11 protein-coding genes are annotated in these 15,169 nt (G+C 75.7%); 4 read left to right on the top strand and 7 right to left on the bottom strand.

Annotated elements, in window-relative coordinates; genetic code table 11:
• Positions 1-287: 287 nt before the first annotated feature.
• Entirely contained in the window at positions 288-1,631 is a 1,344-nt protein-coding gene (locus tag ACIQVD_RS17555; RefSeq protein ID WP_402289979.1) for a peptidoglycan-binding protein, read from the top strand.
• A gap of 18 nt (positions 1,632-1,649) precedes the next feature.
• On the opposite strand, the gene ACIQVD_RS17550 is transcribed toward ACIQVD_RS17555, so the two are convergent.
• From ACIQVD_RS17550 to ACIQVD_RS17530, 5 genes are all read right to left on the bottom strand, one after another.
• Positions 1,650-2,306, bottom strand: coding sequence for a TrmH family RNA methyltransferase (locus tag ACIQVD_RS17550; protein ID WP_402289975.1), 657 nt, complete (start codon positions 2,304-2,306; stop codon positions 1,650-1,652).
• Positions 2,303-4,444, bottom strand: coding sequence for an FUSC family protein (locus tag ACIQVD_RS17545; RefSeq protein ID WP_402289972.1), 2,142 nt, complete (start codon positions 4,442-4,444; stop codon positions 2,303-2,305). Before ACIQVD_RS17545 ends, ACIQVD_RS17550 begins: the two co-directional genes overlap by 4 nt.
• Positions 4,445-4,479: 35 nt before the next feature.
• A complete protein-coding gene (locus ACIQVD_RS17540) occupies positions 4,480-5,556 on the bottom strand; it encodes an HTTM domain-containing protein (RefSeq protein ID WP_402289969.1) in 1,077 nt (358 codons plus the stop codon).
• A complete protein-coding gene (locus ACIQVD_RS17535; protein WP_402289967.1) occupies positions 5,553-6,179 on the bottom strand; it encodes a DUF5819 family protein in 627 nt (208 codons plus the stop codon). The genes ACIQVD_RS17540 and ACIQVD_RS17535 overlap by 4 nt, the downstream gene beginning before the upstream one ends.
• A gap of 79 nt (positions 6,180-6,258) precedes the next feature.
• Positions 6,259-7,380 carry a rhodanese-like domain-containing protein gene (locus tag ACIQVD_RS17530; RefSeq protein ID WP_100837198.1) on the bottom strand — a complete coding sequence of 374 codons (1,122 nt, stop codon included), beginning with the start codon at positions 7,378-7,380 and terminating at the stop codon, positions 6,259-6,261.
• Positions 7,381-7,596: 216 nt separating this feature from the next.
• Between ACIQVD_RS17530 and ACIQVD_RS17525 the strand changes: the two genes are divergently transcribed.
• Positions 7,597-10,284 carry a SpoIIE family protein phosphatase gene (locus ACIQVD_RS17525; RefSeq protein ID WP_402289964.1) on the top strand — a complete coding sequence of 896 codons (2,688 nt, stop codon included), beginning with the start codon at positions 7,597-7,599 and terminating at the stop codon, positions 10,282-10,284.
• 19 nt (positions 10,285-10,303) lie between these two features.
• On the opposite strand, the gene ACIQVD_RS17520 is transcribed toward ACIQVD_RS17525, so the two are convergent.
• Positions 10,304-10,960 (bottom strand): hypothetical protein, encoded by a 657-nt coding sequence (locus ACIQVD_RS17520; protein ID WP_402289961.1) that lies wholly within the window; start codon positions 10,958-10,960, stop codon positions 10,304-10,306.
• A gap of 319 nt (positions 10,961-11,279) precedes the next feature.
• Positions 11,280-13,061, bottom strand: coding sequence for a phosphatidylglycerol lysyltransferase domain-containing protein (locus ACIQVD_RS17515; RefSeq protein ID WP_400692103.1), 1,782 nt, complete (start codon positions 13,059-13,061; stop codon positions 11,280-11,282).
• Between the two features lie 187 nt (positions 13,062-13,248).
• Between ACIQVD_RS17515 and ACIQVD_RS17510 the strand changes: the two genes are divergently transcribed.
• The gene (locus ACIQVD_RS17510) at positions 13,249-13,917 is read left to right on the top strand and encodes a response regulator transcription factor (RefSeq protein WP_282206381.1); all 669 of its coding nucleotides are present in this window, start codon (positions 13,249-13,251) and stop codon (positions 13,915-13,917) included.
• On the top strand, positions 13,914-15,143 hold the full coding sequence (locus ACIQVD_RS17505) for a sensor histidine kinase (protein WP_402289958.1): 1,230 nt from the start codon (positions 13,914-13,916) through the stop codon (positions 15,141-15,143). The genes ACIQVD_RS17510 and ACIQVD_RS17505 overlap by 4 nt, the downstream gene beginning before the upstream one ends.
• The last annotated feature ends 26 nt before the right edge of the window (positions 15,144-15,169 follow it).

Below are 15,169 nucleotides of genomic sequence, written 5' to 3'. Positions count from 1 at the left end.
GCGGCCCCGTCCCGCCCTCCCCTTCCCTCCGCTTCCTTCCCCATCCTTCCCTTTCCTTCCCGTTTGCTCCCTTTCGTTCCGCTTCATCATGCTTCCTTCTGTTTCATCCGCTTTCATCCGCTTTCATCCCTTTCCTCCCACCGGTCGCGGCCTACTCCGCCACGCCCGACCCCGCGGTGCGGCCGTTCACCCGAACCGCCCTGCCGGACCGCCCATCGGGTGGTCCGCACCGCTCCCCCCGGGGAACGTGAGTCCCACTCACCGAGGAAAGGCAGGACCCCGTGCTGATGGAGTTCAGCGATGTCGAGCCGGACGCCTCCTGCGGCTGTCCGGGCTGCGCCGACCGCCGCCTGGCCCGTTCGCTCGCCGCCCGGCCGGGCCGGTGCTCCGCCCGCGGGGCGCGCCGCGCGGCCTTCCTGCTGGCCGCCGTCGGCGGCGTCCTGGGCGCCGGGACGGCCACCGTCACCGCCGCGCCGCGCACCGACAGCAGCCCGTCGACACCCGACTCGCCCCAGGGCGAGGTGGCCGGCCCGTACGGCGCCGAAGCCCAGCCCGAACGCTCGATATCCGCCCGGCCCGCCACCACCCGGGCCGAGATCCTGCAACGGGCCCGGGCCTGGGTGGCCCGGAAAGTGCCGTACAGCATGAGCACGTACTGGTCCGACGGCTACCGCCAGGACTGCTCCGGCTTCGTGTCGATGGCCTGGGGCCTGGGCAGCAGCCAGACCACCTGGACCCTGCCGGACTTCGCCGACCGGATCGCCAAGGACGACCTCCAGCCCGGTGACGCGCTGATCTACAACAACCCCAAGGACCCGCAGGGCGGCTCGCACGCCGTGCTGTTCGGCGGCTGGCTGGACTCCGCCCGCACCAGGTACACCGCCCTGGAGCAGACCCGCCCGGGCACCACCGAGCGCAGCACCCCGTACGCGTACTGGAGCAACGCGAGCGGCTACCTCCCGTACCGCTACAAGGGGTTGAGCCAGCCGATGCCCGCGCCGGACGCCGACGCCTTCCCGGGGGCGGACACGTTCGGGCCGGGGAAGGTCAACCCGTACGTGACGCGGCTGGGCACCATGCTGGTCGAGCGCGGCGGCGGGCGGTTCTACCACGAGGGCCCCAGCCCCGACTGGGGCGAGGCCGACCGGCAGGCCACCGAGGCGTTCCAGCTGGCCCAGGGCTGGCGCGGTGCCGAGGCCGACGGCTACCCCGGCAAGGACACCTGGGACCTGCTGGTGCACCACAAGGGCAAGGACATCCCCCCGGCCGCCCCGGCCGCCACCACCACCCCCGCGCCCGCCCCGGCTCCCGGCACTCCCGCGCCCGCGCCCGCGCCCGGCACCCCCGCCCCGCCGCCACCGACCGCGCCGACCACCCCGTCCGCTCCGGCCGCTCCGCCCTTCCCGGGCGCCGGCCGGTTCGGCCCCGGGCAGGTCAACGACGACGTGCTGCTGCTCGGGCAGCAACTGGTCCGCAAGGGCTACGGCGCCGCCTACCGGGAGGGCCCGAGCCGGGACTGGGGCGAGGCCGACCGCCTCAACGTGGCTGCCTTCCAGCGCGCCCAGGGCTGGACGGGCGCCGAGGCCGACGGCTACCCGGGCCCGCACACCTGGAAGCTGCTGTTCGCCTGACCTCCGGCGGGAGCGCGCTCAGGGCGCGGCGTGCTCCCGCACCCACGCGTGCATGGCGATCGCGGCGGCGGCCCCCGCGTTGATCGAGCGGGTGGAGCCGAACTGGGCGATCGAGCAGACCGCCGCCGCGTACTCCCACGCCTCGGGCGTCAGCCCCGGCCCCTCCTGCCCGAACAGCAGCACGCAGCGCTCGGGCAGCCGGAAGGTCTCCAGCGGCACCGCGCCCGGCAGGTTGTCGATGCCGATCACCGGCAGCCCGCGCTCGGCGGCGTACCCGGCCAGCGAGGCCACCGAGCCGTGGTGGCGCACGTGCTGGTAGCGGTCGGTGACCATGGCGCCGCGCCGGTTCCAGCGCCGCCGCCCCACGATGTGCACCTCGCCCGCCAGGAAGGCGTTCGCCGTGCGCACCACCGAGCCGATGTTGAAGTCGTGCTGCCAGTTCTCGACCGCGACGTGGAAGCCGTGCCGCCGGGTGTCCAGGTCCGCGACGATCGCCTCGTGCCGCCAGTAGCGGTAGCCGTCCACCACGTTGCGGCGGTCCCCGGCGGCCAGCAGCTCCGGGTCCAGCCGGGGGTCGTCGGGCCACGGCTCGGGGTGCGGGCCGACGCCGATCTCCCGGTCGTCGCCAAGGTCGTCGTACTGCGCGCCCAGCTGGGGCACCGAGGTGTCGCTCACGCCCCCAACGGTACGGGCTCCGGACGGGCCGGCTGCGGCCGCGTCCGCACCGCGCGCTCCAGCTCGGTCAGGGCCTGCATGACCAGGCGGGCCCCGGCCCGGACGACGTCGATCCGGTCGTCCCGGGGCAGCGCGGCGAGCTGGTGGTCCCAGGTCCGGTGGGCCTCGCGCAGCAGGGTGAAGTCGACGTCCTGGCCGAGCAGCACCGCGGCGGCGGCCAGCGCGGTGGCGTCCCGCAGCTCCTCGCCGAACGCGCCGGCCCCGGGCACCGGCGGGGCGTCCTCGCCGGGCAGGTGGGCCTCCAGCAGGACGGTGGAGCGGTCCAGCATGCCGACCGCGGAGCGGGCCTTGTCGAACTGCTTGCGGCTCAGCTCCGGCACCTGCTCGGAGTGCCGCACCGGCTCCACCTCGGCCCGGTCCAGCGCCGCCAGCATCTCGCTGCGGGCCTCCCGCACGTCCAGCAGCGCCGGCCGCACCTCCCGCTCGGCCCGGCCGCCCGCCGGGTCCCCGTACGCGCCGAACACCGCCGCCGCGTACCGCCCCGCCGAGGCCAGCCACTCGGCGAGGCGCTCCGGCAGCCGGGCGGTCTGCCAGGTCGGGAACAGCGCGTACGCGGCGAGCGCGACGAAACCGCCCAGCAGCGTCATCGACACCCGGTCCACGGCCAGTCTCACCGGGTCGCCGGGCTGGAGGCCGAGCAGGAACACCACGTACGAGGAGATCGCCACCGTCATCACCGCGTACCCGGTGCGCATGGTCAGGTAGGCCAGGCCCATGCAGCACACCGCCAGCACCGCCAGCACCCAGTCCCCGGGGTCGAACAGCTGCACCACGGCGGTGGACAGCAGCACCCCGGCGGCCGTCCCGGCCACCCGGGCCACGCCGCGGCTGAAGGTCTGCGCGAAGTCCGGGCGCATCACCATCGCGGAGGTCATCGGCGCCCAGTAGCCGTGCTCGATCCGCAGCAGCCGGGACGCCAGGTAGGCGGAGGTGACCACCACGGCCATCCGCGCCGCGTGGTGGAAGATCGCCGAGTGCCGGTGCAGCTGCCGCCCGACGGTGGCCAGCGCGGCGGGCGCCAGCTTGACCAGCGGCGGGCGGCGCAGGCCCGGGGCGGGCTCGCCGCGGGTCTGCACGGTGGTGCGGTCCTGCCGGTCCAGCCGGTCGGCGGCCCGGCCCAGCAGGCCGGAGAGCCGGCGGGCCGAGCGGCGGGCGGCGCCGCGCAGCAGGTCCTCGCCGCTGCCGGGGCGGGCCAGCGCCAGGCCGGGGGTGTCCCTGGGCAGCCGGACCGGGTCGCCGCTGCGGATCGCCCGGGCCAGCGCGTCCAGCACGTCGGCGGCGGCGGCCAGCACCTCGCGGGCCCGGTCCCGCTCGGCGCCCTCCTCGGCGGCCCCGACCCGGGGGTCGGCGAGCGCGGCCAGTGCGGGGCGGATCCGCTCGGCGATGGTGCGCAGGCCGCGCAGCTCGGGCGGGCGGCGCCTGGCCTGCCAGGCGGTCAGCGCGGCGGCCTGCCGGCCGACGATGAACGGCTCCGGGTCGACCTGCGCCACCGGGTCGTGGCGCAGCCGGCGGGCGTAGTCGCCGAGCCCGGCGTAGATGTCGGCGAGCGCGTCGCGCTGGGCCCGCCAGCTGTCGATCGGCCAGACCGTCACCACCAGGGCCTGGACGGCGCCGCCGACCGAGCAGAGCAGCCCGTGCTCGACCGCGGTGGGCACCGACACCGGCAGCTGCACCACCACCATCATCACGGCCAGCGTGTTGGCGGCGACCACGCCCGCGGTCGGCCCGATCGCCCAGGCCAGCCCGGCACCGAACGCCCACAGCGCGAGCACCACCGGGAACGCGCCGGGAACGCCCACCGCGACGTAGCCCAGGAAGGTCGACAGGCCCAGCCCGGCGGCCGCCGCCAGCGCCAGCGAGGCGCGCGGCCGGAACGAGCGCTGGAAGGTCGCGGTGCCGGCGATGAACGCGCCCATCGCCGCCGAGGTCGCCTGCGCGGGTCCGTACAGGAACAGCGCCGGGAAGACCACCAGCGCGGCGGCCACCGCCCCGCGCAGCGCACGCCTGGGGTTGGTCAGCGAGCGGTCCACGGTCAGCCCGGCCCGTGCGGTGTCGCGCAGGGCCGTGAACCAGGACATACCGCGAGCTTATCGACTTTTCGCCACGCGGCCCGCTAGGCGGTCGGCTCCCCGGCCCGCTCCGCCGTCGGCCCGTCGTCGGCCGGCCCGTCGGTCGGCCCGTCGTCCGGCCCGTCGGCCGGCCCGTCCGTGGGCTCCCGCTCCGCCGCCGGCTCCCGCGCCCGTCGCCGTCCAGCCAGCCGTCCCTGGACCGCCAGCAGGAACGCGGTGGGCAGGAACACCGCGTCCGCGGAGATCATCGCCAGCGAGAAGAACGGCAGCCCCAGCAGCACCGCGATCGCCAGGTGCTCGACCACCATCACCGCCAGCAGCACGTTCTTCAGCCGCCGCGCGGCCAGCGAGAACGGGAAGCCGACCTGCATGACCACGGTGCCGTAGGTCAGCGCGAAGGTGACCAGCAGGCTGCCGCCGAGCAGCCCGGACAGCTCCGGCCAGGGGGCGAAGTACTCCAGTTTCAGCGGGTAGAAGACCGCGGTGCCGTCCTGCCAGCGCGAGCCCTGGACCTTGTACCAGCCGGCCGTGGCGTACACCAGCACCACCTGGGCGGCGATCACCAGCATCGCGCCGTTGTGCAGCATCGCGGCCAGCGCGTCGGCCAGCGCCCGCGGTTCGCCCCACCCGGCCGGGTCCCGGCCGGGCTTGCGGGCCCGGCGGCGGGCGTCCAGCGACCAGACCGTCCCGCAGCGGGTGAGGGCCAGGTAGATCGCCATCAGGTGGACCAGGTTGTCGCCGCCGTCGCCGAGGAACACGTTGCGGTTCTGCAGCGACAGCACGGTCAGCGCGAACAGCACCGAGGAGGCCCGGGTGCGCCAGCCCAGCGCCGTCGCCCCGGCCGAGAGCAGCGCCAGCAGGTACACCGCCTCGAACCACCAGCGGCCGTCGCTCCAGGACAGCGCCGTGAACGCGTGGGTGTCGGCCAGCAGCCGGCCGTTCAGCTCCGCCGACCAGGGCGAGAGGTCCCCGTACAGCACCCGCCGGTGCGGCCACTCGCGCAGCAGGTAGCCGCCCCAGGTGCCGGCGACGCCGATCCGCACCACGGCGGCCTGGTACGGGGCGAGGGTGGTCAGCAGGCGCGGCAGCGCGGCCCGGACGGCGGCGGGCGTGCCGGTCACCACAGGCCCTGCCGGTCCTCGGCCTGCACCGGCCACCAGGGCAGCTCGCGGGCGTGCGGGGCGGTGTCGACCTGCTCGCCGCTCCACGGCGGCGGGGCGACGGCGGTGGCGGTGGCCCGCAGCTGGACCTGGATCACCCGGCCACCGCCGGGCCCGATCCGCTGCAGGGCGATCCGCTTCAGGTACTGCTCGGCGAGCTCGCCGCGGCTGCCGGCCGCGGCGGGCGCGTCGCCCTCGCCGTGGGTGGACTCGTAGAAGTCCCAGGCCCGGCGCAGCAGGTTCTGGTCCAGGTGGCTGGGCGCCGGGTCGTGCCGGATCGCCGCCCAGTCCGCGGCGCTCAGCCCGTGCCACTCACCGGTGGCCACCTGCCCGTCCGGGCCGATGGTCCGCACCCGGGCGTCCACCGCGACGTTGCGCTGCAGCGGGTCCGGCGCGAACAGCTTCCAGTTCTGCTCGAACTCCGGGTAGACCACCGCGTCCAGCTCGGAGCGGTACTCCTTCGACACCGAGTTGGCGGGCGCCACGGCCAGGAAGAGCGCGCCGAGGAACGCCAGGACGCAGGCTCCCAGCCCCACCCCGGCGACCACCAGCACCACCCGGGCGGGCTTGGACCAGACGCGCACGGCCGACATCCTGCCGCACCGCCCAGGCGTTCGAACAGGGGCCGGAGCCCTTGCACCGCCCCGCGGCGGACCACGGGGGCTACAGGACGAACGGCTCCCGGCCGGTCCCGCTCACCATCGGGCGCCCGGCGGCCTCCCAGGCGAACATCCCGCCGTCCACGTTGACCGCGTCCCGGCCGCCCGCCACCAGGTACTGCACCACCTGGGCGGAACGGCCGCCGACCCGGCACATCACGTACAGCCGGCCCTCGGGCAGCTCGTCGAGGCGGGCCACCACCTGGCCGATCGGGACGTGCAGCGCGCCCTCCACGTGCCCGGCGTCCCACTCGTCCTGCTCGCGGACGTCGAGCAGGACGGCGTCGGCGGGCACCGAGGCGGCGTCGGCGGTGGGCAGCTGAGCGAACATCGGGGCGGTCTCCTGGGGTGCGTGGGACGGTTGGTGGTGCCCATTGTCGGGCAGGAGCGCGGCCAGTCTCGCCTGCCGGTCCGCGGCGGTGGCCAGCAGCTGCTCGGCGAGCTCCTCCAGCAGCCGCTCCGGCTCCTCGGGCCGCAGCAGCAGCAGCTCGCCCATCGGGGTGCGCTCCAGCCGGACCCGCTCCACCGCCAGCGCGGTGATCCGGCCGGTCAGCCACTCCAGGCGCTGGCGCAGCCAGGCCAGCCGGTCCGGGGAGTCCGCGGCGGGCGCCGAGTCCGGGGAGGTGGACCACTCCTCGGCCAGCCGCTCCAGCCCCTCGGCGTCGGCCAGCGCGTACGCCTCGTTGACCCGGGCGATGAACCCCGAGCGGCGCTCCTGCTCGGCCGGGTCGGTGGTCAGGTCGGGGTGGGCCCGGCGGACCAGCTCGCGGTAGGTGCGCTGGGCCTCCTTGCCGGGCCGCACCCGGCGGGCCTCCGGCTCGCCCTCGCGCGGGCCGCGCTCCTCCGGCGGCTCGACCCGCTCCCGGGCCTCCCGGGCCCGCCGCAGGTCCTCCGGGTCGCCGCTGAGCGCCGCCACCGACTCGGCGATCAGCGCGTCCAGCTCGTCCAGCTCGGCGTAGAGCGGGCCCAGCAGCTGGTGGTGGGCCAGCGCGAAGTTGTCGATCTCCACCCGCAGGGTGGCCACGTCGACGTCCAGCGTCAGCCAGGCCAACTCGGCCGCCGCGACCCGCTCCTCCAGGTCCTGCCGCTCCGGGTCCGCCCACACCTCGACGCTCGGTACGCTCACCCTGGCCACCCTACCGGGGCCCGGCACACCGCCGACCGGGTGACACCGGTGGCGCTCCCCGGGGCGCGCGGCGGACGACACGCAACTGATACTGACGAATCTGCCCGATTGGCTACCTGCCCCCGGCATCTCCGTGCTTCATTGGAGGACGCGTGCGAGGACGCGCGCACCGGCCAGGAGGAGCAGCGAGCACAACAAAGGGGCAGACCGATACCCATGGTGGACCAGCCCGATCCCACACCCCCGGCCGGAGTGGTCGCCCTGCTCCGGGTCGCCGCCGTGCTGGTCGACCCGGACGGCCGGATCGCGCTGTGGAACCGCACCGCGGAGGAACTGTTCGGCCACCGCGCCGAGGTCGCCCTCGGCCGCACCGCGCACGGCCTGCTGCCCGCCGTCGAACCCCGCCCCGAGGGCTCCGGCCCGGCCCAGCGCTGCGACGCCCTCGACACCCTGGACGACCTCGTCCTGGACGGCCCGTGGGCCGGGCCGATGAGCGTGCACGACCGCGAGGAGCGGCTGCGCGACGTCCTGTGGTGGGCCTACCCGCTGGTCGAGCCGGTCGGCCGCTCGCTGCTGGTGCTGGCCGCCGACGCCCGCCCGCTGCGCGCCGCCGGCCCGCGGATCGCCCTCGGCGAGCGCCTGCTCCCGTACGCCGCCGCTCCCGCCGCGGCCCGCCCGCAGCAGGTCGCCGCCGCCTTCGCCCCGCCCGGCCCGGGCCGCGCCGAGGCGCTCGCCGCGCTGCTCCCGCCGGGCTCCGCCGAGCGCCGCCGCCGGCTGCTGGACGCCCTCGCCCAGGCCGGGCCGCCCGCACTGCGGGTGGACGGCGCGGCCGTGCTGCCCGTGGTCCCGCTGCCGTCCTTCCCGGAGGGCGCCGGCACCGCCCGGGCCGCCGCCGGGATCGGCCGCCGCTACCCCACCGCGCAGCAGCGCGCCGCCCGCCGCGCCGCGGAGCCGCCGAACCCGGGCGCCGCCGGGTCGCGCCCCCCGGCCGCCGGGCCCGCGACCGACCACCGGGACGCGCCGCGGCCCGGCCGCACCGTCCCCGGACCACGCGAAGCCGCCGCCCACCGCCCGGACCCGGGAGGCCCCGTCATCGAACCCGCAGCCGCCCCCGACCCGACCACCGCAGCCGACCCGACCGCCGTCACCGACCCGACCGCCGCGCCCGCGCCCGCGCCCGCCGCCGTCCCGCCGAGCCGGACGGCCGGCTCCGGCACCGGCGTGGAGGTGGTCCGCGGGCTGCCCGACGACGGCGACCTGGCGCTGCTCGCCTCGATCGGCAGCCAGGTCGGCACCACCCTGGACCTGGACACCACCGCCCGCGAGCTGTGCGAGGTGCTGGTCCCCCGGGTCGCCGACTTCGCCTGCGTCGACCTGCTCGACGGCCTGATCTCCGACTCCGAGCTGCCCGTCGGGGCGCCCGACGACGCCACCATGCTGCGCCGGGTCGCCCGCACCTTCAACGCCGCCTCGCCGTGCTGGGGCCACGTCCTGGACGAGGGCGCGCTGCTGGCCATGCCCCGCTCCACCCCGCCCGGCCTGGCCCTGCAGGAGAACCAGCCGGTGCTGGTCCCGCTGATCTCGCCGGACGTCGCGGTCGACTACGCGGCCTCGCTCGGCGGCCCCGAACTGGAGCCGGCCGTGGTCGGCCGCTCGATGCTGGTGCTGCCGCTGTCCGCCCGCGGCACCGTGCTGGGCATCCTCAAGCTGCTGCGGCTCGCCGACCGGACCCCGTTCACCCGCTCCGACGCCGACACCTTCAAGGAGGTCGCCGCCCGCGCCGCGCTCTCCCTGGACAACGCCCGGCTGCACCGCGCCGAGTCCAAGGTCGCCACCACGCTCCAGCGCTCGATGATCCCGACCCGCCCGCCGCGGATCCCCGGCGTCCAGATCGCCCACCGCTACATGCCCGGTGACCGCAAGGCCGAGGTCGGCGGCGACTGGTTCGACGCCATCCAGCTGCCCGGCAGCCGGGTCGCCCTGGTGGTCGGCGACGTGATGGGCCACGGCCTGCACTCGGCCGCCGCGATGGGCCGCTTCCGCACCGCCATGCAGACCCTGGCCGCCCTCGACCTGCCGCCCGCCCAGCTGCTGCGCCACCTCGACAACCTGGCCCACAAGCTCGGCGACGACCACCTGGCGACCTGCCTGTACGCCGTCTACGACCCGATCAACCGCACCTGCGAACTCGCCTCGGCCGGCCACGTCCCGCCGGTGCTGGTGCACCCCGACGGCCGCGGCGAACTGCTGGAACTGCCCTCCGGCGCGCCGATCGGCGTCGGCGGGGTGCCGTTCCAGACCAAGCAGATCGACGTCTCGGACGGTTCGATGCTGGTGCTGTGCACCGACGGCCTGGTCGAGGTGCGCGGCGGCGACATAGGGGCGGGCCTGGCGGCGCTCTGCGGCAACCTGATCGACCCCAAGCAGACCCCCGACGAGGCCTGCGACACCGTGCTGAACACCCTGCACTCCGACGACCGGCAGGACGACATCGCGCTGCTGGTGGCCCGCTTCGACGGCGTCCCGCCGACCGAGGTCGCCACCTGGCAGCTCGGCGTCACCGAGCTGGAGGTCGGCCGGGCCCGCAGCCTGGTGCGCGACCAGCTCGCCGCCTGGCAGCTGACCGCGCTCTCCGAGACGGTCGAACTGCTGGTCTCCGAACTGGTCACCAACGCGGTCCGGGTGGCCCGGGCCGAGGTGCAGCTGCAGCTGATCCGGGTCGACAAACTGCTGGTCGAGGTCAGCGACGACAACCACAACCTGCCCTCGCTGGAGCCCGCCGACGCGTTCTCCGAGCACGGCCGCGGCCTGAACCTGGTCAGCAAGCTGTCCGAGAAGTGGGGCACCGCCCGCAAGGCGGTCGGCAAGGTCGTCTACTTCGAGATGCCGCTGCCGCGCGGCTGACCGCCGCCCGCCCGCCGGGTCAGGACGCCACCGCCCTGGCCCGGCCCTGCGCGGCCACCGCCGCCGCCGCGCCGACCCCGGTCAGCACCCGCGGCCAGTAGTCGCCGAACACCTCGACCCAGACCGCGATCAGCACCGCGGTGCTGATCGCCACCAGGTGCTCCAGCCCGGCCAGGTTCGGCAGCAGCAGCGCCTCCACCACCATCGACAGCGCCACCGCCCCGCCCGTCCACCAGGCCCGGCAGCGCAGCGCCACCACCACGGCCAGCGCCACCACCGCCGCCGAGGGCCCGGTGTCCCGCACGTACGCCACCCAGCGCGGGAAGCCCAGCGCGTGGTGCGGGCCCAGCGTCACCCCGACCCGGGCGAACAGCGTGCCCGCCAGGGTGCAGGCGTACGCCACCACCAGGGTCAGCCGCCGCCCCAGCACGATCTCGGCCACCCCGAACACCAGGAACACCTGGGCCAGCGCCCCCCACACCGGCAGGTCCAGGGCCGGCACGTACAGCGACAGCGGGGTGCGCAGCAGCGACACGTCCAGCGGCAGCGCCGCCTTCACCACCCCGATGTCGGACACCAGCCGGTCCCCGCCCGGCAGGTGCTGGACCACCGAGAACAGCAGCACCAGCGCGGTCGCCGCGGTCGCCAGCGGCACCGCGGCGAACCTCCGCCGCACCACCCGCTCCTTCACGGAAGCGAAGAGCTCCCCCCACTCCGCGACCGCGGCCCGGCGGAACACCGCCCAAAGCCCCGACCGCACGCCCCCCGCGTGGGTGATCTGCTCCACGTCCCGGCTCTCCCGTCCGATTCCGTGCCGACTTCCGTCGTCGATTTCTCTTCTGCTCCCCGAATCCGACCCTACGCACCGGGCCGAACCGCGGCATCAGCTTCGGAGACCATTCCCGGCCTCCTCCTGGAGGCTGACCTCCGGCCCGCTCCGCCCCCCGGCGGAGGGACCTCCCCCTCCCGGGCCGTTCCCGGCCGGGAAGCGTTCCTCACCCGTGCCGGCGGCGGAACAGCGCCGGCATCGTGGGGGCCGTGATGAACCCCTCCGCGCGGGCCGAGGCGATGCCGATCCGGGGGATCTCGCCGCTCTTCTCGAAGAGCAGGTACCGCGGTTCCCAGATCGGCCGGTACTTCGCGTTCGCCCGGTACAGCGACTCGATCTGCCACCAGCGCGAGAAGAAGCCCAGCACCGAGCGCCACAGCCGCAGGACCGGGCCCGCGCCCAGCTTCGAACCGCGCTCGAACACCGACCGGAACATCGCGAAGTTCAACGACACCCGTTCCAGCTCGACCTCTCCGGCGCGCTGCAGGAGTTCGATCACCATGAACTCCATCAGGCCGTTCTCGCTGTCCCGGTCGCGCCGCATCAGGTCCAGCGACAGGCCGTGCGCGCCCCACGGCACGAAGCTCAGCAGCGCCCGCAGCTCGCCGTCCCCGTCGAAGCACTCCAGCATCACGCAGCGCCCGTCGCCCGCGTCGCCGAGCCGCCCCAGCGCCATCGAGAAGCCGCGCTCGGTCGCGCCGTCCCGCCAGTGGTCGGCCTTGGCCACCAGCTCGGCCATCTCGCACTCCGGGATGTCCCCGTGCCGGCGGATCCGCACCGTGTAGCCGGCCCGCTTGACCCGGTTGTACGCCTGCCGGACCACCCGCATCGCCCGGCCGTCCAGCGAGAACTCGTCCAGCTCGACGATCGCCTCGTCGCCCAGCTCCAGCGCGTCCAGCCCGTGCCGGGCGTAGATCACCCCGGCCTCCTCGGAGGCGCCCATCACGGCCGGCACCCAGGCGTGCTCGCGGGCCTCGGCCAGCCAGGCGTCGATCGCCCCCGGCCAGGCCTCCGGGTCGCCGATCGGGTCGCCGGACGCCAGCGTGACGCCGCCGACCACCCGGTAGGCGATCGCCGCCTTCCCGGACGGCGAGAACACCACCGCCTTGTCCCGGCGCAGCGCGAAGTAGCCCAGCGAGTCCCGCTCGCCCTGCCGGTCCAGCAGCTCGCGCAGCCGGCTCTGGTCCTCGTCGCTCTGCAGCTCCTCGCCGCGCGGCGAGCGGAACGCCACGTACAGCACGAACAGGAACAGCACCGCGCTCATCGCGTTGATCGCCGCGTTCACCCAGGTCGGCACCGAGACCACGTCGAGGACCCGCTCCGACGGGGTCAGCGTGATCATCCGGTGCACCGCGTAGCTGAACCGCGTCCCGAAGCCCGCGCCGGCGACCTCGTTGGTCAGCTGCACCAGCAGCGAGCCGACCAGCCCGCCCAGCAGCAGCCCGCCGACCGCCGCGGCGGCCGCGGTCTTCGGGTTCGAGCGGTCGCCCTTGGAGGTGAACTCCCGGCGGGAGAACAGCAGCGCGACCAGGAACAGGCCGGTCAGCACGATCGAGAAGTAGTTCCACGGGTGGTCCCGGTACCGGTCGCCCCAGGCCATCCAGGCCAGGTAGCCGAGGAACGTCAACCCGGCCAGCCCGGTGTTGAAGATCCACGCCGCCCGCTTGCGGCGGCGCATCGCCACCGCCAGGAACAGCGCCAGGAGCATCGAGGTCAGGCCGGCGGTCATCAGGTAGGGGGTGAAGAACTCCCCCTCGTTGTGACGCTGCACCTGGTCCCGGAACGGCACCGAGAGCACCGCCGCCAGGTTCAGCAGGGCCACCAGCCGCAGGTACCAGACCGTCGACGCGGCGGCCCTGAGCCGCCACCGTGCCAGCGGGCCGGGGCCTTCGCCCCGGGAGGGGGACACGGCCGGGGAAGCCGTCTTCACAGTGGACACAGCAACCATTCCAGACGATCGATCACAGGGGCGCATCCGCTCGCGGTTCGGCGCACTCGACCCCGATTTCCATGGTTGCCCAGCCCGGATGAGAATTGCGTGAATCCGGTAGCGGATTCCCACCCCCGCCGATCGGCGGGGGTGCCGGACCGCCCCGGCCCCCAAGCGCCCCCACCGGGGAGAGACAGGGAGAGACATGCCGCCGACCCGGGTCCTGATCGTGGACGACGAGGTGCTGGTCCGCTCCGGGCTCGGCCTGATCGTCGGCACCGCACCCGACCTGGAGGTGGTCGGCGCCTGCTCCGGCGGCCAGGCCGAGCAGCTGGCCCGCGAACTCGCCCCCCGGGTCGTCCTGCTCGACGTCCGGATGCCCGACCTGGACGGCATCAGCGTGCTGCGCCGGCTGCGCGCGCTGCCCGACCCGCCCGCCGTCGCCATGCTCACCACCTTCGACACCGACGAGCACATCGGCACCGCGCTGCGGGCCGGGGCGGCCGGGTTCCTGCTCAAGGACACCGCCCCCGAGCAGCTGGTGCACGCCGTCCGGGTGCTCGCGGCCGGCGGCAGCGTGCTCTCCCCGACCGTCGCCCGCACCGTGATCAGCGGCTACGTCGAGGGCGGCGGCCCCGACACCGCCGCCGCCGACCTCACCGGCCGGCTCACCGGCCGCGAGCTCGACGTCCTGGCGCTGCTCGGCGAGGGCCTGTCCAACGCCGAGATAGCCGACCGGCTGTTCCTGGGCACCGGCACCGTCAAGGACCACATCAGCGCCATCCTGGCCAAGCTCGGCGCCGCCAACCGGGTCCAGGCCGCCGTCATCGCCCACCGCGCCGGGCTGGTCCGCGAGCGGCGGGACGGGGAGTGAGCCCCGCGGCCGCCGCGGCCCCCGGACACCGCCCGGAACCCCCCGGGACCGCAGAGCCCCCGACGCCCCCGGAGCCCGCCGGGCCGCGCCGCCCGCTCCGGGCCCGCGCCCGGGCCTGGCTGTGCTCCCCGCGCACCACCCTGCTGGCCCCGGTGCTGCTCGCCGCGATGGACTCCGCGCTGGTCGCCAAGGGCTCCGCGCCCTGGCAGCTGGCCCTCTCCGCGCTGTCGGTGGCCGCCCTGCTGGCCCGCCGCCGCCTCCCGCTCACGGTGGCCCTGCTCACCCTGCCCGGCGCGTTCTTCAACGAGATCTGGCTGGCCCCGCTGACCGCCGTCTACGCGGTCGCCGCCGCCCGCCCCCGGCCCGGCGTCCCGGTCGCCTGCGCCACCGCCTTCGCCCTGGTCGAGTTCTTCCACTGGCCCTTCGACCCCGGCCTGTTCGAACTCAGCCGGGACAACGCGCTGTACGGCATCCAGTCGGTGATGCTCGGCGCCGGACCGGCCGCCCTCGGCATGCTCGCCCGCACCCGCGGCGAACTCGCCGAGCGGGTCACCGAGCTCACCGCCGGCCGGCAGCGCGAGAGCCGGCTGCTCGCCGAGCAGGTGCTGACCGCCGAACGCGCCCGGCTCGCCCGCGAGATGCACGACGTGGTCTCCCACCAGGTCAGCCTGATCTCGATCCAGGCCGGGGCGCTCCAGGTCTCCAGCACCGACCCGGCCGCCCGGGACGGCGCCCGCACCATCCGCGAACTCTCGGTCCGCACCCTCGACGAACTCCGGCAGATGGTCGGCGTGCTGCGCGCCGCCGGCGGCCCCGGCACCCCGCTCGCCCCGCAGCCCACCCTGGCCGACCTGCCGCGGCTGATCGGGGGCAGCGGCCTGGCCGTCACCAGCCGCCTCGACCCGGGCCGCCGGAACTGGCCCGAGGCCGTCGAACGGGCCGCCTACCGCACCGTCCAGGAGGGCCTCACCAACATCAGCAAGCACGCCCCCGGCGCCCCGGTCACCGTCCGGGTCACCGCCCGCGGCGGCCGGCTGCACGTCGAGGTCCGCAACGGCCCCCCGCCGCTGCGCCCGACCGGCCCCGGCCAGGACGCCCCGCTGCCCGGCGGCGGCCACGGCCTGATCGGCCTGCGCGAACGCGCCGCCCTGCTCGGCGGCACCTTCACCGCCGCCGCCACCCCCGACGGCGGCTACGCCCTGCACGCCGTGCTGCCCGCCCCCTGAGAACCGCGGGAGCCGTGAGAACCGTT

The sequence above is a fragment of the Kitasatospora sp. NPDC090308 genome (assembly GCF_044769485.1).
Taxonomy (GTDB): domain Bacteria; phylum Actinomycetota; class Actinomycetes; order Streptomycetales; family Streptomycetaceae; genus Kitasatospora; species Kitasatospora fiedleri.
This window is presented reverse-complemented; position numbering and strand designations above follow the sequence as displayed.

Excerpts from the sequence above, each read along its gene's own strand:
- ACIQVD_RS17555 (WP_402289979.1), top strand. The coding sequence starts at position 288 with ATGGAGTTCAGCGATGTCGAGCCGGACGCCTCCTGCGGCTGTCCGGGC.
- ACIQVD_RS17545 (WP_402289972.1), bottom strand. The coding sequence starts at position 4,444 with ATGTCCTGGTTCACGGCCCTGCGCGACACCGCACGGGCCGGGCTGACC.
- ACIQVD_RS17525 (WP_402289964.1), top strand. The coding sequence starts at position 7,597 with ATGGTGGACCAGCCCGATCCCACACCCCCGGCCGGAGTGGTCGCCCTG.
- ACIQVD_RS17515 (WP_400692103.1), bottom strand. The coding sequence starts at position 13,061 with ATGGTTGCTGTGTCCACTGTGAAGACGGCTTCCCCGGCCGTGTCCCCC.
- ACIQVD_RS17510 (WP_282206381.1), top strand. The coding sequence starts at position 13,249 with ATGCCGCCGACCCGGGTCCTGATCGTGGACGACGAGGTGCTGGTCCGC.